This window comes from Streptomyces sp. NPDC001709, assembly GCF_053596375.1.
The window spans coordinates 167,009-187,639 of the sequence record NZ_JBSFGB010000002.1 but is presented as its reverse complement, the minus strand read 5'-3'; the positions used below and the strand labels follow the sequence as shown (position 1 = coordinate 187,639).

Annotated in this window: 22 protein-coding genes; 7 read left to right on the top strand and 15 right to left on the bottom strand. The window is 71.1% G+C overall.

Annotation, left to right across the window (positions count from 1 at the left end; all coding sequences use genetic code 11):
* Window positions 1-94 precede the first annotated feature (94 nt).
* Together ACWC0C_RS03730 and ACWC0C_RS03725 are read left to right on the top strand one after the other, a co-directional pair.
* Window positions 95-766, top strand: coding sequence for an NAD-binding protein (locus ACWC0C_RS03730; RefSeq protein WP_449202195.1), 672 nt, complete (start codon window positions 95-97; stop codon window positions 764-766).
* Window positions 766-1,437, top strand: coding sequence for a potassium channel family protein (locus tag ACWC0C_RS03725; protein WP_449202196.1), 672 nt, complete (start codon window positions 766-768; stop codon window positions 1,435-1,437). The genes ACWC0C_RS03730 and ACWC0C_RS03725 overlap by 1 nt, the downstream gene beginning before the upstream one ends.
* 78 nt (window positions 1,438-1,515) lie before the next feature.
* Here the strand turns inward: ACWC0C_RS03725 and ACWC0C_RS03720 are convergent, their stop codons facing one another.
* The 8 genes from ACWC0C_RS03720 to ACWC0C_RS03685 form a co-directional block, all read right to left on the bottom strand.
* Window positions 1,516-2,268 (bottom strand): DUF3159 domain-containing protein, encoded by a 753-nt coding sequence (locus ACWC0C_RS03720; protein ID WP_449202197.1) that lies wholly within the window; start codon window positions 2,266-2,268, stop codon window positions 1,516-1,518.
* Between the two features lie 3 nt (window positions 2,269-2,271).
* Window positions 2,272-2,670: an OB-fold nucleic acid binding domain-containing protein gene (locus tag ACWC0C_RS03715; RefSeq protein WP_076095565.1), complete on the bottom strand. Its 399-nt coding sequence runs from the start codon at window positions 2,668-2,670 to the stop codon at window positions 2,272-2,274.
* 94 nt (window positions 2,671-2,764) lie between these two features.
* On the bottom strand, window positions 2,765-3,451 hold the full coding sequence (locus ACWC0C_RS03710; RefSeq protein ID WP_450861312.1) for a response regulator: 687 nt from the start codon (window positions 3,449-3,451) through the stop codon (window positions 2,765-2,767).
* Window positions 3,448-6,003, bottom strand: a complete 2,556-nt coding sequence (locus ACWC0C_RS03705) for an ATP-binding protein (protein WP_450861311.1) — start codon at window positions 6,001-6,003, stop codon at window positions 3,448-3,450. The genes ACWC0C_RS03710 and ACWC0C_RS03705 overlap by 4 nt, the downstream gene beginning before the upstream one ends.
* Window positions 6,004-6,127: 124 nt before the next feature.
* Entirely contained in the window at window positions 6,128-6,823 is a 696-nt protein-coding gene (locus ACWC0C_RS03700) for an ABC transporter ATP-binding protein (protein ID WP_450861309.1), read from the bottom strand.
* A gap of 185 nt (window positions 6,824-7,008) precedes the next feature.
* On the bottom strand, window positions 7,009-7,773 hold the full coding sequence (locus tag ACWC0C_RS03695; RefSeq protein ID WP_449200470.1) for a DUF3710 domain-containing protein: 765 nt from the start codon (window positions 7,771-7,773) through the stop codon (window positions 7,009-7,011).
* A 1-nt stretch (window position 7,774) separates the two neighbouring features.
* The gene (gene dut, locus ACWC0C_RS03690) at window positions 7,775-8,326 is read right to left on the bottom strand and encodes a dUTP diphosphatase (protein ID WP_449200469.1); all 552 of its coding nucleotides are present in this window, start codon (window positions 8,324-8,326) and stop codon (window positions 7,775-7,777) included.
* Entirely contained in the window at window positions 8,323-8,907 is a 585-nt protein-coding gene (locus ACWC0C_RS03685; protein ID WP_449200468.1) for a PaaI family thioesterase, read from the bottom strand. The genes dut and ACWC0C_RS03685 overlap by 4 nt, the downstream gene beginning before the upstream one ends.
* A gap of 58 nt (window positions 8,908-8,965) precedes the next feature.
* Here ACWC0C_RS03685 and ACWC0C_RS03680 point away from each other — a divergent pair, with 58 nt between their 5' ends.
* Window positions 8,966-9,430: a DUF3093 domain-containing protein gene (locus tag ACWC0C_RS03680; protein ID WP_450861307.1), complete on the top strand. Its 465-nt coding sequence runs from the start codon at window positions 8,966-8,968 to the stop codon at window positions 9,428-9,430.
* A gap of 97 nt (window positions 9,431-9,527) precedes the next feature.
* Here ACWC0C_RS03680 and ACWC0C_RS03675 read toward each other — a convergent pair whose 3' ends face one another.
* From ACWC0C_RS03675 to ACWC0C_RS03660, 4 genes are all read right to left on the bottom strand, one after another.
* Entirely contained in the window at window positions 9,528-10,439 is a 912-nt protein-coding gene (locus ACWC0C_RS03675; RefSeq protein ID WP_450861305.1) for a hypothetical protein, read from the bottom strand.
* A 13-nt stretch (window positions 10,440-10,452) separates the two neighbouring features.
* A complete protein-coding gene (locus ACWC0C_RS03670; protein ID WP_003997302.1) occupies window positions 10,453-10,749 on the bottom strand; it encodes a DUF4193 domain-containing protein in 297 nt (98 codons plus the stop codon).
* 414 nt (window positions 10,750-11,163) lie between these two features.
* Window positions 11,164-12,396: a sensor histidine kinase gene (locus tag ACWC0C_RS03665; protein WP_449200465.1), complete on the bottom strand. Its 1,233-nt coding sequence runs from the start codon at window positions 12,394-12,396 to the stop codon at window positions 11,164-11,166.
* A gap of 6 nt (window positions 12,397-12,402) precedes the next feature.
* On the bottom strand, window positions 12,403-13,056 hold the full coding sequence (locus ACWC0C_RS03660; RefSeq protein ID WP_351208943.1) for a response regulator transcription factor: 654 nt from the start codon (window positions 13,054-13,056) through the stop codon (window positions 12,403-12,405).
* A 415-nt stretch (window positions 13,057-13,471) separates the two neighbouring features.
* Between ACWC0C_RS03660 and ACWC0C_RS03655 the strand changes: the two genes are divergently transcribed.
* A complete protein-coding gene (locus tag ACWC0C_RS03655; RefSeq protein ID WP_449200464.1) occupies window positions 13,472-13,645 on the top strand; it encodes a hypothetical protein in 174 nt (57 codons plus the stop codon).
* Window positions 13,646-13,725: 80 nt separating this feature from the next.
* Here ACWC0C_RS03655 and ACWC0C_RS03650 read toward each other — a convergent pair whose 3' ends face one another.
* Window positions 13,726-14,541 (bottom strand): inositol monophosphatase family protein, encoded by an 816-nt coding sequence (locus ACWC0C_RS03650; protein ID WP_450861302.1) that lies wholly within the window; start codon window positions 14,539-14,541, stop codon window positions 13,726-13,728.
* An 8-nt stretch (window positions 14,542-14,549) separates the two neighbouring features.
* Window positions 14,550-15,677, bottom strand: coding sequence for a ferrochelatase (locus tag ACWC0C_RS03645; protein WP_450861300.1), 1,128 nt, complete (start codon window positions 15,675-15,677; stop codon window positions 14,550-14,552).
* Window positions 15,678-15,848: 171 nt separating this feature from the next.
* Between ACWC0C_RS03645 and ACWC0C_RS03640 the strand changes: the two genes are divergently transcribed.
* On the top strand, window positions 15,849-17,087 hold the full coding sequence (locus ACWC0C_RS03640) for an MFS transporter (RefSeq protein WP_449200461.1): 1,239 nt from the start codon (window positions 15,849-15,851) through the stop codon (window positions 17,085-17,087).
* Window positions 17,047-18,366 carry a D-arabinono-1,4-lactone oxidase gene (locus tag ACWC0C_RS03635; protein ID WP_450861298.1) on the top strand — a complete coding sequence of 440 codons (1,320 nt, stop codon included), beginning with the start codon at window positions 17,047-17,049 and terminating at the stop codon, window positions 18,364-18,366. The genes ACWC0C_RS03640 and ACWC0C_RS03635 overlap by 41 nt, the downstream gene beginning before the upstream one ends.
* On the opposite strand, the gene ACWC0C_RS03630 is transcribed toward ACWC0C_RS03635, so the two are convergent.
* Window positions 18,290-19,024, bottom strand: a complete 735-nt coding sequence (locus ACWC0C_RS03630; RefSeq protein WP_450861297.1) for a hypothetical protein — start codon at window positions 19,022-19,024, stop codon at window positions 18,290-18,292. The genes ACWC0C_RS03635 and ACWC0C_RS03630 overlap by 77 nt on opposite strands.
* A gap of 481 nt (window positions 19,025-19,505) precedes the next feature.
* On the opposite strand from ACWC0C_RS03630, the gene sepH reads away from it, so the two are divergent.
* Window positions 19,506-20,546 (top strand): septation protein SepH, encoded by a 1,041-nt coding sequence (sepH, locus tag ACWC0C_RS03625; RefSeq protein ID WP_449200458.1) that lies wholly within the window; start codon window positions 19,506-19,508, stop codon window positions 20,544-20,546.
* Window positions 20,547-20,631: the final 85 nt, after the last annotated feature.

Genomic DNA, 20,631 nt, shown 5'->3' with positions numbered 1-20,631 from the left:
GGGGTGCACACCCCCCGGCGCCCGTGTGTAGCTTTGGGCCTCGGTCTGAGACCCTGATGCTGAGCAGTAACTTTTGGACACCGGAAGGACGGTCGTGCACATCGTCATCATGGGCTGCGGAAGAGTGGGTTCCGCTCTTGCCCAGACCCTGGAGCAACAGGGCCACACGGTCGCCGTGATCGACCAGGACCCCACCGCCTTCCGCCGACTGGGCCCGGGATTCGGCGGTCGCCGGGTCACCGGGGTCGGCTTCGACCAGGACACCCTGCGCGAGGCGGGCATCGAGGAGGCCGGCGCCTTCGCCGCCGTCTCCAGCGGTGACAACTCCAACATCATCTCCGCACGCGTGGCCCGCGAGATGTTCGGCGTGGAGAACGTGGCCGCCCGCATCTACGACCCCCGCCGCGCCGAGGTCTACCAGCGCCTGGGCATCCCCACCGTGGCCACGGTCCGCTGGACCGCCGACCAGATGCTGCGCCGGCTGCTGCCGTCGGGCGCCGAGCCGCTGTGGCGCGATCCCACCGGCGGGGTGCAGCTCGCCGAGGTGCACGTCTCCCCGACGTGGGTCGGCCACAAGGTCAGCAAGCTGCAGGAGGAGACGGGCGTCCGCGTGGCATTCCTGACCCGCCTGGGCGAAGCGATCCTGCCGAGCTCGCAGACGGTGCTGCAGGAGGGCGACCTCGTGCACGTGATGATGCGGACGGACGACGTCGAGAAGGTCGAGGCGGCGTTCGCCCAGGGCCCGGAAGAGGAGAGCGGTCACTGATGAGGGTCGCCATTGCCGGAGCCGGCGCCGTCGGCCGCTCGATCGCGAGCGAGCTGCTGGAGAACGGCCACGAGGTCCTGCTCATCGACAAGGCCCCGACCGCCATCTCGGTGGAGCGGGTGCCCCAGGCGGAGTGGCTGCTGGCCGACGCCTGCGAGATCACGTCCCTGGACGAGGCGGCGCTCCAGCGCTGCAACGTCGTCATCGCCGCGACCGGCGACGACAAGGTCAACCTGGTCGTCTCGCTGCTCGCCAAGACGGAGTACGGCGTCCCGCGCGTCGTCGCCCGCGTCAACAACCCCAAGAACGAGTGGCTGTTCAACGAGGCCTGGGGCGTGGACGTGGCCGTCTCCACCCCGCGCCTGATGTCCGCCCTGGTCGAGGAGGCGGTGAGCGTCGGTGACCTGGTCCGCCTGCTCCGCTTCAGCCACGGCGACGCCAACCTCGTCGAACTGACCCTGCCGGAGGAATCGGCCCTGGCCGGCACCCAGGTCGGCGACGTCCAGTGGCCCGAGGACACCTCCCTGGTCACGATCATCCGCGGCACCCGCGTCCTGACCCCGTCCAAGGAGGACTCCCTGGAACCGGGCGACGAACTCCTCTTCGTGGCGGCGCAGGCCCGCGAGGAGCAGTTGGAGGAGCTGCTGTCGGTGCGGCGGGAAGACACCTGACGGCGCCGGACACCTGACGGCACCGAAGAAGGGCGCCCCCGGAAACCTGGGGCGCCCTTTCGCCTGTGCACGGGACGGTCAGCCCTCCCGACGGTGCCGACCCGCCGTCTCCGCAGCCGCCGCCTTCCTCTCCTCGGCCGCCTTCTCCTCCGCCTCCATCTCCGCGAACACGTCGATCGGCGCGGGCGCCTTCGCGAGGAAGACCCAGGTGAGCCAGACCGCCAGCAGGAACGGCGGGATCTTCAGGGCGATCAGGACCCAGCCGAGCTTGGTGGTGTCGGACCACCAGTACAGCGGGAAGAGGATCGCGCACTTGGCGAGCAGGATCAGGCCCCAGGCCCAACTGGCCTTCGCGTAGGCCTTCTTGCGGCCGGGGTTGCGGGTGCGCCAGGAGAGGTTCTCCTTGAAGACCGGGCCGAGGATGAGACCGATCAGGGGCACCCCGGCGAGCGTCGTGACGATGTACGCCAGCGCCAGGCCCAGCGTGTAGATCATGCCGGGGAGGTAGAAGTCCTTGGCGTTGCCGGTGAACATCGCGAAGACCACGCCGAAGGCCACGCCGAACACGCCGCTGAAGGCGTGCTTGACGGTGTCCTTCATGGCGAGCCGGACCACGACCAGGATCAGGGAGACGGCCAGCGCGGCGAGCGCCGACACGTGCAGGTTCTTGTTCACCGTGAAGATCGCGACGAACAGCAGGCCCGGCACGACCGTCTCGACCATGCCGCGGACACCACCGAACGCCTCGAACAGCGCGGCCTCGGTCACCGCTCGGGCATCCTCCGACGGGCTCTGGTCGGTGCCTTCGGTCGGCTTGTCGAGGGACGTCACCGGCTACTCCCGTCCAAGGGGTCGCAGTTCGTATTTCGGGTTGAACAGCACCCGGCGGCCCCGGCTCATGGAGATCCGGCCCGATGCGATCAGCTTGCGCCCCGGTTCTATGCCCACGATGGAACGCCTGCCGAGCCACACCACGTCCAGCGCGGCGGAGCCGTCGAACAGCTCGGCCTCCAGGGCCGGAACCCCGGCGCGCGGTCGCAGGGTGACCGTGCGCAAGGTACCAGTTACAGTGACGATCTGCCGGTCGTGGCAGTCACCGATCTTCGTACAGCCCGCCGTTTCGGCGTCCTCGCGCAGCTCCTCGGACTCCAGGTCCTCCTGCGACGAGGAGAGCCGGTCGAGCATGCGCCGGAACCGGCCGGCCGGCTTTTCGGAACGAGGAACAGCACTCATACCTGAAGCGTACCGGGGCTCACCGACACCACCGTAGCCAAGCTCACTTCACGGCCGGGCCCACGTCACGGCCCGGCTCACCGCACGGCCCGGCTCACTTCTCGAACCGGTAGCCCATCCCCGGCTCCGTGATGAAGTGCTTCGGGTGCGAGGGGTCCGTCTCCAGCTTGCGGCGCAGTTGGGCCATGTACACGCGCAGGTAGTTCGTCTCGGTCCCGTACGACGGCCCCCACACCTCCTGCAGCAGCTGCTTCTGGCTGACCAGCCGGCCGGTGTTGCGGACCAGCACCTCCAGCAGGTGCCACTCGGTCGGGGTGAGGCGGACGTCCTTGCCGGCGCGGTTGACCTTCTTGGCGGCCAGGTCGACGGCGAAACCCTCGGTCTCGACGGTCGTCACGTCGTCCTCGCCGGGGCCGACCGGCTCGGCCCGGCGTACGGCGGCCCGCAGCCGGGCCAGCAGCTCGTCCATGCCGAAGGGCTTGGTGACGTAGTCGTCGGCGCCCGCGTCGAGCGCCTCGACCTTCTCGTCGGAGGAGTGCCGGGCGGACAGCACCAGGATGGGCACCCGGGTCCAGCCGCGCAGCCCCCTGATCACCTCGACGCCGTCCATGTCCGGCAGACCCAGGTCGAGCACGACCGCGTCCGGGTGCCGGGAGGCGGCGAGGTCGAGGGCCGTACGGCCGTCGGGTGCCGCGTCGACCTCGTACTTGCGCGCTTTCAGGTTGATCACGAGGGCGCGCACGATCTGCGGCTCGTCGTCGACCACGAGCACCCGGGTCATAGGGTCTGCCTTTCTGGTTCTGCGAGGTCCCTGCCCATGTCGGGGGAGTCGGGACGCGATCCTGCCGCGCGCAGGCTGAGGACCATGGTCAGCCCGCCGCCCGGCGTGTCCTCGGCGTTGAGGGTGCCGCCCATGGCCTCCGCGAAGCCCCGGGCCACCGCGAGGCCCAGCCCCACCCCGGCGCCGCGGGGGGCGTCACCGTACCGCTGGAAGGGCTCGAATATCCGGTCCTTGGCCTCGTCCGGGACGCCCGGCCCGCGGTCCACCACGCGCACCTCGACGCGGTCGGCTATGGCGCTCGCCGAGACCAGCACGGCCCGTCCGCGCGGGCTGTACTTGACGGCGTTCTCCACCAGGTTGGCCACGGACCGCTCCAGCAGCCCGGGGTCGACCTCGACCATGGGCAGGGACTCGGGCACGTCCAGTTCGACGCTGTCCTCCGGGACGCCCCCGAGAGCCATCGGTACGACCTCGTCCACGTCGATCTCGCGGATCAGCGGGGTGACCGTACCGGTCTGCAGGCGGGACATGTCGAGCAGGTTGCCGACGAGGTGGTCGAGCCGGTCCGCGCCCTCCTCGATGCCCTGCAGCAGCTCCGCCTGGTCCTCCTCGGACCAGGCCACGTCGTCGGAGCGCAGCGAGGAGACGGCGGCCTTGATGCCCGCCAGCGGGGTGCGCAGGTCGTGGCTGACGGCGGCCAGCAGGGCGGTGCGGATGCGGTTGCCCTCGGCGAGCGTACGGGCCTGGTCGGCCTCCTCCTGCAGGCGCCGGCGGTCCAGGGCGACGGCGGCCTGGGCGGCGAAGGCGGCGAGCACGCGGCGGTCCTCGGCGGGCAGCACCCGGCCGGTGAGCGCGAGCGCCATGTGGTCGCCGACGGGCATGTCCACGTCGGCGTCCTCGGGCCGCTCCAGCGGGCGCCCGAATCCGGCGCGTCCGGCGCAGGTCCACGGCTCGACGTCGCCCGCCCGCTCCAGCAGTGCCGCCGACTCCATCGCGAAGGTCTCCCGGACCCGCTCCAGCAGCTCCTCCAGGCTGGTCTCGCCGCGCAGCACGTTCCCGGCGAGGAAGGAGAGTATCTCCGACTCGGCGCGCAGCCGGGCGGCCTGATGGGTGCGCCGGGCGGCGAGGTCGACCACCGAGGCGACCGACATGCCGACGCCGAAGAAGATCGCGATGGCGACGATGTTCTTGGGGTCGGCGATGGTCAGCCGATGCAGCGGCGGGGTGTAGAAGTAGTTCAGCAGCAGCGACCCGAAGGCCGCCGAGGCCAGCGCGGGCAGCAGGCCGCCGAGCAGCGCCGCCGCGACGGTGACCGCCAGGAACAGCAGCATGTCGTTGGCGAGGCCGAGGTCGATGGTGTTCAGCAGCACCGCGAGCACCGCCGGGCCCACCAGGCCGACCGCCCAGCCCCAGATGATCCGGGCCCGCCCGAGCCGTCCGCCCCGGGCCACGGGCAGGCCGCGGCCCTTGGCGACCTCCTCGTGGGTGACGATGTGGACGTCGAGGTCGGGGCCCGAGTCCCGGGCGACGGTGGCGCCGACGCCGGGCCCGAAGACGTACTGCCAGGCCTTGCGGCGCGAGGAGCCCAGCACGATCTGGGTGGCGTTCACGCCGCGTGCGAAGTCCAGCAGGGCGGCCGGTATGTCGTCGCCGACCACATGGTGGAAGGTGCCGCCCAGGTCCTCCACGAGGGTGCGCTGGACGGCCAGCTCCTTCGGGGAGGCCGAGGTCAGCCCGTCGCTGCGGGCTATGTACACGGCGAGCACCTCACCGCCCGCGCCCTTCTCCGCGAGCCGCGCGGCACGCCGGATCAGGGTGCGCCCCTCGGGTCCGCCGGTCAGCCCGACCACGATCCGCTCGCGGGAGCCCCAGATCTTGGAGACCCGGTGTTCGCTGCGGTACTCGTTCAGGTACTCGTCGACCCGGTCGGCCACCCAGAGCAGGGCCAGCTCGCGCAGCGCGGTGAGGTTGCCGGGCCGGAAGTAGTTCGACAGGGCCGCGTCGACCTTGTCCGGCTGGTAGATGTTGCCGTGCGCCATCCGGCGGCGCAGCGCCTCCGGGGACATGTCGACCAGCTCGATCTGGTCGGCCCGCCGTACGACCTCGTCGGGGACGGTCTCCCGCTGCCGCACCCCGGTGATCGACTCGACGACATCACCGAGTGACTCCAGGTGCTGGATGTTGACGGTGGAGACCACGTCGATCCCGGCGGCGAGCAGCTCCGCCACGTCCTGCCAGCGCTTGGCGTTGCGCGACCCGGGGACGTTCGTGTGGGCGAGCTCGTCCACCAGGGCGACGGCCGGCGCCCGGCGCAGCACGGCGTCCACGTCCATCTCGCCGAAGACGGCGTCCCGGTACTCCAGCCGCTTGCGCGGGATCTGCTCCAGGCCGTGCAGCAGCACCTGGGTGCGCGGCCGGTCGTAGTGCTCGACGAAGGCCACCACACAGTCGGTGCCCCGTTCCACGCGGCGATGTGCCTCGGAGAGCATGGCGTAGGTCTTGCCCACGCCCGGTGCCGCACCGAGGTAGATCCGAAGCTTGCCGCGCGCCATGACCCCATTCTCTTCCCGTGACTGCTGCCTACGCAGCGTCGACCTTACGGCCAGCAATCACGGCAAACGGGACAGGGGGGCGGGCAGCGGGCAACTTTGACGCAACCCTGATGAGCCGGCCGGTTCAGTGCTCGACGATCTCGCCGTCGCTCAGCTCCAGCACTCGGTCGGCCAGGTCGAGGAGGGTCGTGTCGTGGGTGGCCAGCAGCGCGGTGGCCTGCTCGCTGCGGACGACGGCCCGCAGCAGTTCCATGACGGCGTGCCCGGTCTCGGCGTCGAGCTGGCCGGTGGGCTCGTCGGCGATGAGCAGGGCCGGGCGGTTGGCGAGGGCGCGGGCGATGGCGACCCGCTGCTGCTGGCCGCCGGACAGCTCGCCGGGCCGCTGGGCCGCGTGCCCGGCCAGCCCGACGAGGGACAGCAGCAGGTCGACGCGTTCCTCGCGCTCGCGCGGGTCGGCCCGGCGCAGCCGCAGCGATACGCCGACGTTCTCGGCCGCGGTGAGGATCGGAATGAGCCCGAAGGACTGGAAGACGAACCCGATCCGGTCCCGCCGCAGCCGCAGCAGCTCGCCCTCCCCCAGCTCCCCGAGCTCCCGCCCGTCCACCTCGACCCGCCCCCGGTCGGGCGTGTCCAGCCCCCCGACGATGTTCAGCAGCGTGGTCTTCCCGGACCCCGAGCGCCCCTTGAGCGCCACGAGCTCACCCCGCCGCACCTCCAGCGAGACCCCCCGCAGGGCATGCACGGCAGCGGCCCCCCGCCCGTACGACTTGTGAACGTCCTCGACCCTGACCATGGTCTCGGTGACCACCGCAGCGCCCATACCGCCTCCCCCGCCGACAGGGCGCCAGTATGGCGCCCCGCAAGGGGCGCGGGGAACGGCGCGAGCAACCACAACGGCCCCGCACCCGGCAATGAACAGGCTCCCCAACGGCGGGCCCCGCAGAAGAACGGGCCGCACCCCTCAAAGGCACGGCCCGTGTACCACTGCTGAACCCAGCGGAGCGCCTAGCGGACCTCGGTGATCTCAGGCCCCCGCTGCAACTGCCCCATCCCCCCGGAGAAGCGCGAGCCCTCCTCCTGCTGAACGCCCTCGGGGACCATCTGCGCGTCATTGGGCAGCTTCAGGACGATCGGGTCACGAGGTGCCATCGGCCCCTCGCCGCGCACCACCACCGTGTCCCGGAAGATCTGCTCCAGCAGCCCCGCGGCCTGCGGCTGCACCGCACCCTGCCCGGAGATCACACCGCGCAGGAACCAGCGCGGACCGTCCACACCGACGAACCGCACGACCTGGAAGCCGCCGGTGCCGTCCGGCAGCTGCACGGGAACCTGCGCCCGCAGCTCCCACCCGAGCGGGCCCTCGACCTCGTCGACGATGCCACCCTGCTGGGTGATGCCGGACCCGATCTCCTCGCGGACCTCGCCCCAGATGCCCTCGCGCTTGGGCGCGGCGAAGGCCTGGAGCTGGATGGCGCTGTCGCGCAGTACGACGGTCGCGGCGACGATGGCGTCACCGGCGACCTCGACCCGCAGCTCCATGCCGTCGACGCCGGGGATGAACAGTCCGCCGAGGTCCACGCGGCCCTCGGCCGGGTCGCGCACCTCGCCGCTGTCCCACGGCCCGTCGGGCCGGGGCCCGGGCTCCAGCCGTACGCGCTCGCGCTCGGCCTCCTCTTCTTCGTCCGCCTCGGTGTCGACGCTGTCGACGACCTGCTCGGCCTCGCCGGCCGCGTCCTCGGCGGCACCCTTCTTGTTGCGACGTCCGAACACGTCACTGTCCTTCCCGGTCGGATACGACCGAAGCGTATCGATTCCCACCCGTCGGGCCGCCCTCGGCGGACCGACCGCTTGTGCCGCTCTCGTCGCCCACCGCGGCATGGCCACCGGTGGACCCGAAGCCCCCTTCGGCCCGCGCCGAGCCGGGAAGCTCCGCCACCTCCTGGAAGCGGACCCTCTCGACCTGCTGGACGACCAGTTGGGCAATCCGGTCGAAGCGCTCGAACCGCACGGACTCGCGCGGGTCGAGATTCACCACGATCACCTTGATCTCCCCACGGTACCCGGCATCAACCGTCCCCGGGGCATTCACGAGGGCGACACCGCAGCGGGCGGCGAGGCCGGAACGCGGGTGCACGAAGGCCGCGTACCCCTCCGGGAGGGCGATCGACACACCCGTGGGCAGCACGGCCCGTTCCCCGGGCTTCAGCTCGCACGCCTCGGTGGTGCGCAGATCGGCCCCGGCGTCGCCGGGGTGCTCGTACTCCGGAAGCGGTACATCGGGGTCGATGCGCCGGATCAGCACGTCGAGGGGGTTACGGCTCACGGGTTCACCTCGAACGCGCGGGCGCGCCGGATCTGGTTCGGGTCGCTCATGGCGGCCTGGATCTCCTCCTTGCGGCCGTGGTCGATGAAGTGGTCGACCTTGACCTCGATGAAGAGGGCGTCGGCGCGGAGAGCGACGGGGCCGTCGGGGCCGCCGATGCGTGCGGTGGCGGTGGAGTAGATCTTCCGTCGGTCGACGGCGGTGACCTCGGCCTCCAGGTACAGCGTGGTGCCCACCGGGACCGGCCGTACGAACTCGGTCTGCAGCCGGCCGGTGACGGCGATGGTCCGCAGCAGCCAGTTCAGCGAGCCGAGGGTCTCGTCGAGGGCCGTGGCCAGTACGCCGCCGTGCGCGAGGCCCGGCGCACCCTGGTGGGCGGGCTGGACGGTGAACTCGGCGGTCAGCGAGACGCCCTCGCCGGCGCGGGCCTCCAGGTGCAGCCCGTGCGGCTGCCCGGGGCCACACCCGAAACAGTGTTCGTAGTGGGCGCCGAGCAGTTCTCCGGGCGCGGGCGCGTCGGGATGCCGTACCGGTTTCACCGCGTCGGCAGGAGGCTGAAGGCTTGCGGAACTACCACTCACAGCCGCAGACCTTACCCGCGCGTCGGAGATATCAGGATCCCGTGCCAAGCTTGGCCCCATGCAGCTCTCCGCCACCCCCTACGAAGAACGCCTCACCGCCCCCCGGTCCTGGTGGCTGATCAGCTTTCTCGTGGGCGTCTCGTTCGCCCTGATCCTGCTTCCGTTCGGCACCCTGCCGCTGCTCGGCGGCCTGGTCGGCGGTACGGCCGCGGCGGCGGTCGTCGCCAGCGCGTACGGCTCCCCGCGCATCCGTGTCGTGGGCGACTCGCTGATCGCGGGCGAGGCGAAGATCCCGGTGTCGGCGCTGGGCGGGTCGGAGGTGCTGGACGCGGAGGAGGCCCGCGCCTGGCGGACGTACAAGGCCGACACCCGCGCCTTCCTGCTGCTGCGCGCCTACATCCCCACGGCGCTGCGGGTGGAGGTCACCGACCCCGAGGACCCGACGCCGTACCTGTACCTGTCGACGCGGGAGCCGGAGCGGCTGGCGGCGGCGATCGAGGCAGCACGCACGGCGCACGCCTAGAGCCGCCCGGGGTGCCTAGAGGGCCTGTCCGGCGGATCAAGTCGGGGGAGAAGCCGAGCAGGCCCCCGCGTCTCCTGCATGAACCGCCGGACAGGCCCTAGAGCTCCTCGGGGAGGTCGCGCAGTCTCAGGGGCTCCGCCGGCTCTTCCAGCGGCGGAAGCTCGTCCAGCTCCTTCCAGGGCACCTGGATCTTGCGCAGGTCGTCCCGGATGCGCGCGGCGAGCCTCTTGGTGTCCCGGCGGTTCATGACCGCCCCGACCGCGGCGCCCACCATGAACGGCATGAGGTTGGGCAGGTCGCGGACCATCCGCTTCATGATCTGCTGGCGCAGTTCGCGCTTCATGCGGACGCTGAGGGCCGCGTCGTACGTCGACGGCTTCATCACGTCGATGCCGCGCTCCCCCGACCAGGAGGACAGATACGCGGTACTGCGGGTCTTCAGGTTCCCGGGGGGCCGTACGCCGTAGACCTCGTGCAGTTCGGCGATGAGCTTCAGCTCGATCGCGGCGACCCCGGTGATCTCCGCGGCCAGCTCGGTCGGCAGGGCCGGCGGCACCGGCAGCATCGCCGCCGCTCCGATCCCGGCTCCGACGGTGGAGGTCCCGGCCGCCGCGCCCGCCACCAGCTTGTCGGCGAGCTCTTCGGGCCCGAGGCCGGGGAACTGCGCGCGCAGGGCCGCGAGGTCGCGTACGGGGATACGCGGGGCGATCTCGATGATCCGGTCCGCGAGATATGCCAGGCCCGCGCGGGCGCGGCTGCCGCCCCTGCGGGCCCCTTCCCGGGCCAGGTCCCGGGCCTTGTCACGGATCACCGCGACCCGTCGCCGGGCGACGGGCGCGGGCTGCCGCACCGGCGCCGGGTGGTCAGCCCGGTCTGCCGGTTCGAGCGGGGCCACCGCTTCCGGTGCGCCCCGCCCGTCGTCACGTGCGCCGTGCGGGCCGTCGAACGGCCCTTCGTCCGCTTTCCCCAGGGGGAAGCGGCGCTTCCGGGGAGGGGTCGAGCCAGACACGGCCGACCCGTCCTCAGTCGCAGTCGCGGCAGATCGGCTGACCATTCTTCTCACGGGCCAGCTGGCTGCGGTGGTGCACCAGGAAGCAGCTCATGCAGGTGAACTCGTCCTGCTGCTTCGGCAGCACCCGGACGGCCAGCTCCTCGTTCGAGAGGTCGGCTCCGGGCAGCTCGAGGCCCTCGGCGGCCTCGAACTCGTCGACGTCGACGGACGAGGTGGACTTGTCGTTCCGCCGGGCCTTCAGTTCTTCGAGGCTGTCCGAGTCGACGTCGTCGTCGGTCTTGCGTGGAGTGTCGTAATCGGTTGCCATATCGCTCTCCCCCTCTGGGTGTCTGCGGTGTCTCCAGCGCACGTAACGCGTGAGAGGCCGGACTTGTGCCCGACCTGAGGCGGAGATTTTGCCTCACATCAAGGTCTGTTACTCAATCGACACCCAACCCGACCCCTCAAGAGTGATCGGCTTGGATGGCGGTGAGGACCGTACACGGTTCGAATGCCGCACCTCAAAGGCGCCTCACCGTGTACTTCCCGTGATCAAGTGCCCTGAAAACCAGGACTTTCCCGGCTTTCCGTCATGTTTCATGATCACAGAGAGTACATGGCCGAAAATCCGCCCATGTGATCGATCACACAACAGGAAGCTCATTCGGCGGCTGAAAAATTCCGCGCGAAGCGAACACCCTCCGCGTGTGTCGATTCCGTCTTGCGGCGGTCCGGTTATTGATCACAGCGGCAGGGTGACCCGCATCACCAGGCCGCCGCCCTCGCGGGGCCGCGCCGCGATGTGGCCGCCGTGCGCGCGGGCCACGGACCGGACGATGGACAGGCCGAGACCGACCCCCTTGTCGCTGCCCGTGCGCTCCGTGCGGAGCCTCCGGAAGGGCTCGAAGAGGTTGTCGATCTCGTACGCCGGCACCACCGGCCCGGTGTTCGTGACGGTCAGCACCGCCTGCCCGTGCTGGACCTCGGTGTTCACCTCGACCCAGCCCGCCTCTGCCACGTTGTACCGCACGGCGTTCTGCACCAGGTTCAGCGCGATCCGCTCCAGCAGCACGCCGTTGCCCTGCACCACGGCGGGCTTGCGCTCGCCGCGGATCTTCACACCCTTGGCCTCGGCCTCGGCATGCACCTGGTCGACGGCCTGGGTGGCGACCTCGGCCAGGTCGACCGGCCCCCGCTCGACGATCTGGTTGTCGCTGCGGGCGAGCAGCAGCAGGCCCTCGACGAGCTGCTCACTGCGCTCGTTGGTGGCCAGTAGGGTCTTGCCGAGCTGCTGCAGCTCCACCGGAGCGTTCGGGTCCGACAGATGGACCTCCAGGAGCGTTCTGTTGATCGCGAGCGGGGTGCGCAGCTCGTGGGAGGCGTTGCCGACGAAGCGCTGCTGGGCGGTGAAGGCCCGTTGCAGCCGCTCCAGCATGTCGTCGAAGGTGTCCGCCAGCTCCTTCAGCTCGTCATCCGGTCCGTCCAGCTCGATACGGCGGGACAGGTCGGAGCCGGCCACCTGGCGGGCGGTGCGGGTGATCCGGCCGAGCGGGAACAGCACCCGGCCGGCCATCGCGTAACCGAACGCGAAGGCGATCACGGCGAGGCCCAGCAGGGCCAGCAGCGAGCGGCTGAGCAGGTCGTCCAGGGCGTGCTGGCGCTGCTGGTTGACGCAGTCGTTCATGGCGCTGTTGAGCTCGGACGCCGACGGCTGGGACGGGAAGTTGCAGCTGCTGCTGCTCACCGAGCCGGAAAGGATCTTGAAGGGCAGCTCACTGCCCACGTTCAGCGCGTGCGCTGCCAGCAGGTAGATGATCGACAGCAGCAGGATGCCGGCGATCAGGAACATGCCGCCGTACAGCAGCGTGAGCCGTATGCGGATGGTCGGGCGCAGCCACGGGAAGGGGGGCTGCGGCCTTCCGGGGTCCCAGGTGGGCTTCGGGGGCGCCTGCGGCGGTGCGGGTGTGGCGGCCATGGCGGATCAGATCCGGTAGCCGGAGCCGGGGACGGTGACGATCACCGGCGGCTCGCCCAGCTTGCGCCGCAGGGTCATCACGGTCACCCGCACGACGTTGGTGAACGGGTCGGTGTTCTCGTCCCAGGCCTTCTCCAGCAGCTGTTCGGCCGAGACGACCGCGCCCTCGCTGCGCATGAGCACCTCCAGCACCGCGAACTCCTTGGGCGCGAGCTGGATCTCCCTGCCCTCGCGGAAGACCTCGCGACGGTTGGGGTCCAGCTTGATGCCGGCACGCTCCAGGACCGGCGGCAGGGGCACGCTCGTACGGCGGCCGAGGGCGCGCACGCGCGCGATCAGCTCGCTGAACGCGAACGGCTTGGGGAGATAGTCGTCGGCGCCGATCTCCAGGCCCTCGACACGGTCGCTGACGTCGCCGGAGGCCGTGAGCATGAGCACGCGCGTGGGCATGCCCAGCTCGACGATCTTGCGGCAGACGTCGTCGCCGTGCACGAGCGGGAGGTCGCGGTCGAGGACGACCACGTCGTAGTCGTTGACGCCGATGCGCTCCAGGGCGGCCGCACCGTCGTACACGACGTCGACGGCCATGGCCTCCCGGCGCAGTCCGGTGGCCACCGCATCGGCGAGCAGCTGCTCGTCCTCGACGACGAGTACGCGCACGTCGCTTGTCCTTCCTGTGTCCACTCGCGTAGCGCTCCGTGGGCTCACGCGGGCAGGGGTGTTCGTGGGGTGTGACCTCCATCCTGCCCTTTTCGGCCGTAAGTCGGCTGTAAGGCGGGTTGCGGACCGCACAGACCGACGCTCCGGGGCAGGAATACGAGATTTTCTCCTCCGGTTGAGGTTTCCAGGACAGGGAGCGGGGGGAGGACGGCTTTACACCCCGCGATCACGCTCTGCATGTGCCGCAGCACCATGCGGTACTCCGCGATCCGCTTCGGCAGAGCGGGCGCGGGTGTCCGGCACCGTCGCCGCCCAGCAGGGCAGCGCTGGGCACCCGTGAGAGACGTGATCGCCCCTTTCCCAACCGGCACACCCCCGTGCCACCGACCCACGACCCAGGACGAGGGGGCGCAGCATGGACGCTTTCACCGCAGGACTTCTGCAGCGCATAAAGACGACCGAGTCCGACCTGTCGCGGGCTCGTGACGAGGGTGACGACTTCCTCGTCGAAGTGGAGCAGGCAGAGCTCGACGACCTGCGACGCCTCGCCGCCGAACACGGTGTGGAGGTCGGCGCGTACCGCGTCTGATCGGCCCGACAGCGCAAGAGGGGACCCCGGCGAATCCAGCGCCGGGGTCCCTTTGCGTTCAGCGGCCGGGCCGGCTGCGCTCAGTCGTGCCACGCTCCGAAGTCCTCCAGCAGCCGCTGAAGGGGCTCGAACACCCCCGGCGACCCGGCGACGGTCAGTTCCCGCGACGGCCGCTCCCCGGGCCGCCCGCCGACCAGCGCACCCGCCTCCCGGGCGATGAGATCCCCCGCGCCGAAGTCCCACGCGTTGAGCCCCCGCTCGTAGTACCCGTCGAGCCGGCCGCAGGCCACATCGCACAGGTCGACCGCCGCCGACCCGCCGCGCCGGATGTCCCGCAGCAGCGGGATCAGCCGGCCGGCCACCGCCGCCTGATGGGCACGGACCTCGGAGACGTAATTGAAGCCGGTGGAGACCAGCGCCTGGTCCAGCGGGGGCGCGGGACGGCAGGCGAGCGCCTGTTCGCCCTCCCACGCGCCCGTGGCCCACGCGCCGCCCCCGCGCACGGCGTGGTACGTCTCGCCGCGCATCGGAGCCGCGACGACCCCGACGACGGTCTCGCCGTCCTGCTCGGCCGCGATGGACACCGCCCAGGTCGGCAGCCCGTACAGGTAGTTCACCGTGCCGTCGAGCGGGTCGATCACCCAGCGGATGCCACTGGTGCCCTCGACGGAGGCGCCCTCCTCGCCGAGGAAGCCGTCGTCGGGCCGCCGGCCGGAGATCAGATCGGTGATCAGCTTCTCCGCGGCGATGTCCATCTCGGTGACGACGTCGATCGGGCTGGACTTGGTCCTCGCCACGGCGAGGTCGGCCGGGCGGCCGTCGCGCAGCAGGTCTCCGGCGCGGCGGGCTGCCTCCTGGGCCAGTTCCAGCAGTTCCCGGTGCAGGGCGTCGGTCACGGGTCTCCTCACGCGTAGGGGCTGTCGGCGCCTGCGGCGGCCGGGTGCGGGGCGCGGGCCGGGCAGCAGCCGACAGGGCAGAGGTGGTGGCTCGGGCCGAGGGCGCCCAGGGCGCAGGGGGTGACCACCTGGCCGCGTTCCACGGCGGCGCGCTCGGTGATCAGCTCGCGGACGGCGGCGGCGAACCGCGGGTCGGCGCCCACCGTGGCCGAACGGCGCACGGGCAGGCCCAGCTCCTCGGCCTTGGCCTTGGCTTCGGTGTCGAGGTCGTAGAGGACCTCCATGTGGTCGGAGACGAAGCCGATGGGGGCCATGACGACGGCCGGGGCGCCTGCCGCGTGCCGCTCCTCCAGGTGGTCGCAGATGTCCGGCTCGAGCCACGGGATGTGCGGGGCGCCGGAGCGGGACTGGTAGACCAGCCGCCAGGGGTGGTCGATGCCGGTGCGCTCGCGGACGGCGTCGGCGATCAGCTGGGCCACGTCCAGATGCTGCTCGACGTAGGCGCCGCCCTCGCCGTGGGTCTCGACGGGGCCGGAGGTGTCGGCGGCGGAGGTCGGGATGGAGTGCGTGGTGAAGGCGATGTGGGCGCCCGCGCGGACGTCCTCGGGGAGGTCGGCGAGGGAGCGCAGCACGCCGTCGATCATGGGCTCGACGAAGCCGGGGTGGTTGAAGTAGTGCCGCAGCTTGTCGATCCTCGGCGGCTCCACCCCCTCGGCCTCAAGCGTGGCCAGCGCGTCGGCGAGGTTCTCGCGGTACTGACGGCAGCCCGAGTAGGAGGCGTAGGCGCTGGTGGCCAGGACCAGGATGCGGCGGCGGCCGTCGGCGGCCATCTCGCGCAGGGTGTCCGTCAGATACGGCGCCCAGTTGCGGTTGCCCCAGTAGATGGGCAGGTCCAGGCCGTGCTCGGCGAAGTCCTTGCGCAGGGCGTCCAGCAGGGCGCGGTTCTGGTCGTTGATGGGGCTGACCCCGCCGAACAGGAAGTAGTGCTGCCCGACTTCCTTCAGGCGTTCCTTCGGGATGCCGCGCCCGCGCGTGACGTTCTCCAGGAACGGGACCACGTCGTCCGGGCCTTCGGGGCCGCCGAAGGAGAGCAGGAGCAGGGCGTCGTACGGGGTGGCATCGAGCGCGTCTGGCATGCCTCGATCCTGCCACCCGGTACTGACAGCCGGGAAACAGCAGGGTGACGAGTCGGGTTCCAGTTGGTTTATGCCGGTTTTTCCCACGACCAAACGGGGTGCATTTAGGATCACCTAACTCGTAAGCTGTACCAGCCGCATTCGCGCCTTACGAGCCGCCTCGGAGACCACGTGCCCAGCCCCTACAGAGCCCTGTTCGCCGAACCCGGCACCAAGGCGTTCTCCGCCGCGGGATTCCTCGGCCGGTTGCCGCTGTCGATGATGGGCATCGGCGTGGTCACGATGATCTCCCAGCTGACCGGGCGGTACGGGCTCGCGGGCGCGCTGTCGGCCACCATCGCGCTGTCCGCCGCGGCGATCGGGCCGCAGATCTCCCGGCTGGTCGACCGGCACGGGCAGCGCCGGGTGCTGCGCCCGGCGACCCTGGTGGCCCTCACGGCGGCGGCCGGGCTGCTGCTCGCCGCGCACTTCAAGTGGCCGGACTGGGTGCTGTTCGGGTGCGCGGCCGGGATCGGTTCGGTGCCGAGCCTGGGCGCGATGATCCGGGCCCGCTGGGCGGCGCTGTACCGGGGCACGGACAGGCTGCACACCGCGTACTCGTTCGAGTCGGTCGTCGACGAGATCTGCTTCATCTTCGGCCCGATCATCTCCATCGGGCTGTCCACCGTCTGGTTCCCGGAGGCCGGGCCGCTGCTCGCCGCCTGCTTCCTGGCGGCCGGCGTCTTCTGGCTCACCGCCCAGCGCGCCACCGAGCCGGAGCCGCACCCGCGCGAGCGCCACGGCGGTGGTACGGCGCTGCGCTCGGGCGGGCTGCAGGTGCTGGTGGCCACTTTCGTGGCGACCGGCACGATCTTCGGGTCGGTGGACGTGGTCACCGTCGCTTTCGCCGACGAGCGCGGCCACAAGGGTGCCGCGAGCGTGGTCCTGGCGCTGTACGCGGCCGGTTCCTGCGTGGCCGGGGTGGTCTTCGGGCTGCTGCGGTTCGCCGGGGCGCCGGAACGCCGCTGGCTGCTGGGCGTGGCAGCGATGGCCGTGAGTATGATCCCCCTCCTACTGGTCGGAAACTTGCCGCTTCTGGCCGTGGCGCTGTTCGTTGCGGGGCTGTCCATCGCGCCGACGATGATCACGACGATGTCCCTCATCGAAGAGCACGTACCTCGCGCGCAGCTCACCGAGGGCATGACCTGGGTGAGCACCGGCCTCGCGGTCGGAGTCGCGCTCGGCTCCTCCATGGCCGGCTGGGTGATCGACACAGCCGGGGCGCGGGCCGGGTACGGGGTTCCGGCCGTGTCCGGGGCCGTCGCGGTGGCGGTCGGTTTCCTGGGGTACCGCCGGCTGCGCAGGCCGGCCGCGGGTCGGGGAGGCACCGTTGAGCAGCACAGCGAGCGGGAAGAACGGCACCTGGCGTAACTGGGGCGGCAACGTCTCCGCCCGGCCCGCCCGGCAGGTCACGCCGGCGTCGGTGGAGGAGCTGGCGGCGGCGGTGCGCCGGGCCGCCGAGGACGGCCTGAAGGTGAAGGCGGTCGGGACCGGGCACTCCTTCACGTCGATCGCGGCCACCGACGGTGTGTTGATCCGCCCTCAACTGTTGACCGGAATCCGCAACATTGACCGTGCAGCCATGACGGTCACGGTCGAAGCCGGCACTCCGCTCAAGAGGCTCAATGCGGCGCTGGCGCGCGAGGGTCTGTCGCTCACCAATATGGGCGACATCATGGAGCAGACCGTCTCCGGGGCCACCAGCACCGGCACGCACGGCACGGGCCGCGAGTCGGCCTCGATCGCCGCCCAGATCACAGGGCTCGAACTCGTCACCGCGGACGGCTCGGTGCTGACCTGCTCCGAGAAGGAGAACCCCGAGTTCTTCGCCGCCGCCCGAATAGGCCTCGGCGCCCTCGGTATCGTCACCGCGATCACCTTCGCCGTGGAGCCGATCTTCCTGCTCACCGCGCGCGAGGAGCCGATGCCCTTCGAGCGGGTCCTTGCCGAGTTCGATCAACTGTGGGCGGAGAACGAGCACTTCGAGTTCTACTGGTTCCCGCACACCGGCAGCACCAACACCAAGCGGAACAACCGCAGCGCCGGCCCCGAGCAGCCCGTGGGGCAGCTGGCCGGCTGGTTCGAGGACGAGTTCCTCTCCAACGGCGTCTTCCAGGTGGCCCAGTGGGTCGGCCGCGCCGTCCCCGCCACCGTTCCCGCCATCGCCCGGATCTCCAGCAAGGCCCTGTCCGCGCGGACGTACACGGACATCCCCTACAAGGTGTTCACCTCGCCGCGCCGGGTGCGCTTCGTGGAGATGGAGTACGCCGTCCCGCGCGCGGCCCTGGTGGAGACGCTGCGCGAGCTGAAGTCCATGGTCGACCGCTCGGGGCTGCGGGTCGGCTTCCCCGTCGAGGTGCGCACCGCCCCGGCCGACGACATCACCCTGTCCACCGCCTCCGGCCGGGACAGCGCCTACATCGCCGTCCACATGTTCCGCGGCACGCCGTACCAGTCCTACTTCACCGCCGCCGAGCGGATCTTCACCGCGCACGAGGGCCGCCCGCACTGGGGCAAGGTGCACACGCGGGACGCCGAGTACTTCGGGCGCGTCTATCCGCGCTTCGGCGAGTTCACTGCGCTGAGGGACCGCCTCGACCCGGAACGGCTGTTCCAGAACGACTACTTGCGGAGGGTTCTGGGGGCGTAGGCGTCGTGGCGGACCCGCTGGGCGTGGCGGCCGGGGACGAGCCCGGGCCCTCGCTCGGCTGTCCGCTCGGCGAGTCGCCGGGCGTCGGGGAGGCGCTGGGGGCCGTACCGCCGCCGGCATCGGGCGCGTGTTCGCGGGACGGCGTGTCCGAAGGGGCCGGTGCCTCCCCGGACTTGGCGGGGGAATCGGACTTCCGGGGCTCCGTGGAGGACGGGCCCCGTCCGGTCACGGCGTCGCTGACCGTCGTACCGGCGCCGCCGCTGAAGCTGTTGCCCGACACCAGTTCGTACGTCGTGATGCCGGCCATGGTCACCGCGAACACGACGGCGGCCGCGGCCACCGGCCGTCGCCAGCTCTTCACCCGCGCGCGGTAGACGGTGCCTTCGGTGAACTCGCCCGGAGCCGGTGGCGCTTGCTCCCGGGGACGGGCCGCGACCTTCGCCTCCTTCAGCTGCTCCCCGGTCCGCTTGATGAAGTGCTGGAACAGCGTGCCCCCGCAGGTGGCGACGACACTGACGACTCCCGCGCCGAGGATCGTGCCGTACACCCCGAAGTACGACGCCAGTTTGGCCGCCACGACGGCCGCAAGGGCACTGCCGGCGACCTGGGGGACGCTCAGGTCGATCCGCTTGCGACCCGCATCGGGCGTTTCACGCATACCCGGAACTTGCCTGCCTTTCCCGCACTTGATCGACATTGGCCAACCGACCGCACGAGATAGGGACGTACAACAGAAGCCATTAGTTCCATTTCTGGGGATTGCGTGAAGTTCGCCACGTTCATGATCGGTAAAACCGGTTGCCGACGGCAAAGTCGCCACCCTTGCCAGAAGTTGGGCGGCGCGCCCATCCACGCACATGGTCCAAATGGAGTACTGTTGCGAGCCCTGGGTCCGGTCTCCCACCAGGGTGTCCGCGGCCTTGCAGGACCGCCGGGAGGGGGGCTCGTTGCACAGGGTGACAGAGTTGGTCACTTAGCGTTGCGAACAGGTAACCGTGCCATAACGGCGATCCAGGGTCCGTGCCCGACACGCCGGGCAACTCGGCAAGGTTGTGGCAGGCTGCACCCGGGCAGGCCACACTCGACTAGCGGAAGCAGCGACGCACGTGACGTCGGCAGGCACCACCCGGGAGGTCCCCATGCCCGAACTGCGTGTCGTGGCCGTCTCGAATGACGGCACACGGCTGGTGCTGAAGGCTGCCGACGCAACGGAGTACACGCTTCCGATCGACGAACGGCTGCGCGCCGCCGTGCGCGGCGACCGGCCGCGCCTCGGCCAGATCGAGATCGAGGTCGAGAGCCATCTGCGCCCCCGTGACATCCAGGCGCGTATACGCGCCGGGGCCACCGCGGAAGAGGTCGCACAGCTCGCCGGCATCCCCGTCGACCGGGTACGGCGCTTCGAGGGTCCGGTGCTGGCCGAGCGCGCCTTCATGGCCGAGCGCGCCCGCAAGACCCCGGTCCGCCGTCCCGGCGAGAACTCCGGCCCGCTGCTCGGCGAGGCCGTCCAGGAGCGGCTGCTGCTGCGCGGCGCCGAGAAGGACACCGTGCAGTGGGACTCCTGGCGCCGCGACGACGGCACCTGGGAGGTGCTCCTCGTCTACCAGGTCGCGGGCGAACCGCACTCGGCGAGCTGGACGTACGACCCGCCCCGGCGGCTCGTGCAGGCCGTGGACGACGAGGCACGCTCGCTCATCGGCGAGTCCGACGACCTCGCCGTACCCGAGCCGAGCTTCCCGTTCGTGCCGCGCATCGCCCGCCTCCCGCGCGAGCGTTCGATGGACCGCGCGCTCGACCGGGGCGAGCGGGAGCGGCCGAGCCTGCCCGCGCAGCCGTCCGAGCCCGCCGAGGAGAGCACCGGTGAACGCGACTCGCTGACCAGCCTGCTGGAGGCCGTACCGAGCTTCCGGGGCGACCTGGTGGTTCCGGAGCGCCGGGAGGAGACCCCGGAGGAGCCCGCCGACGAACCGGCCGCCGAGGAACCGCCCGCTCCCGCCGCCTCGGCCGGTTCGGCCTACGCGGACGTCCTCATGCCCCGGTCCGTGGGCAGCCACCGCGACCGGCTCATCGGCGCGACCGACCGCCAGGCCGAGGCCGACGGCGTCCGCCCCGGCCGCCGCGCCGCCGTGCCGAGCTGGGACGAGATCGTGTTCGGCACGCGCCGCAAGAAGCAGGAGTAACCGGCCGTACGGGAACGGAAAAGTGGGGGCACGCGCGCGTGCCCCCACTTCCGGCCGCACGCGCGCGTGCCCGCTTTTCGGCCGT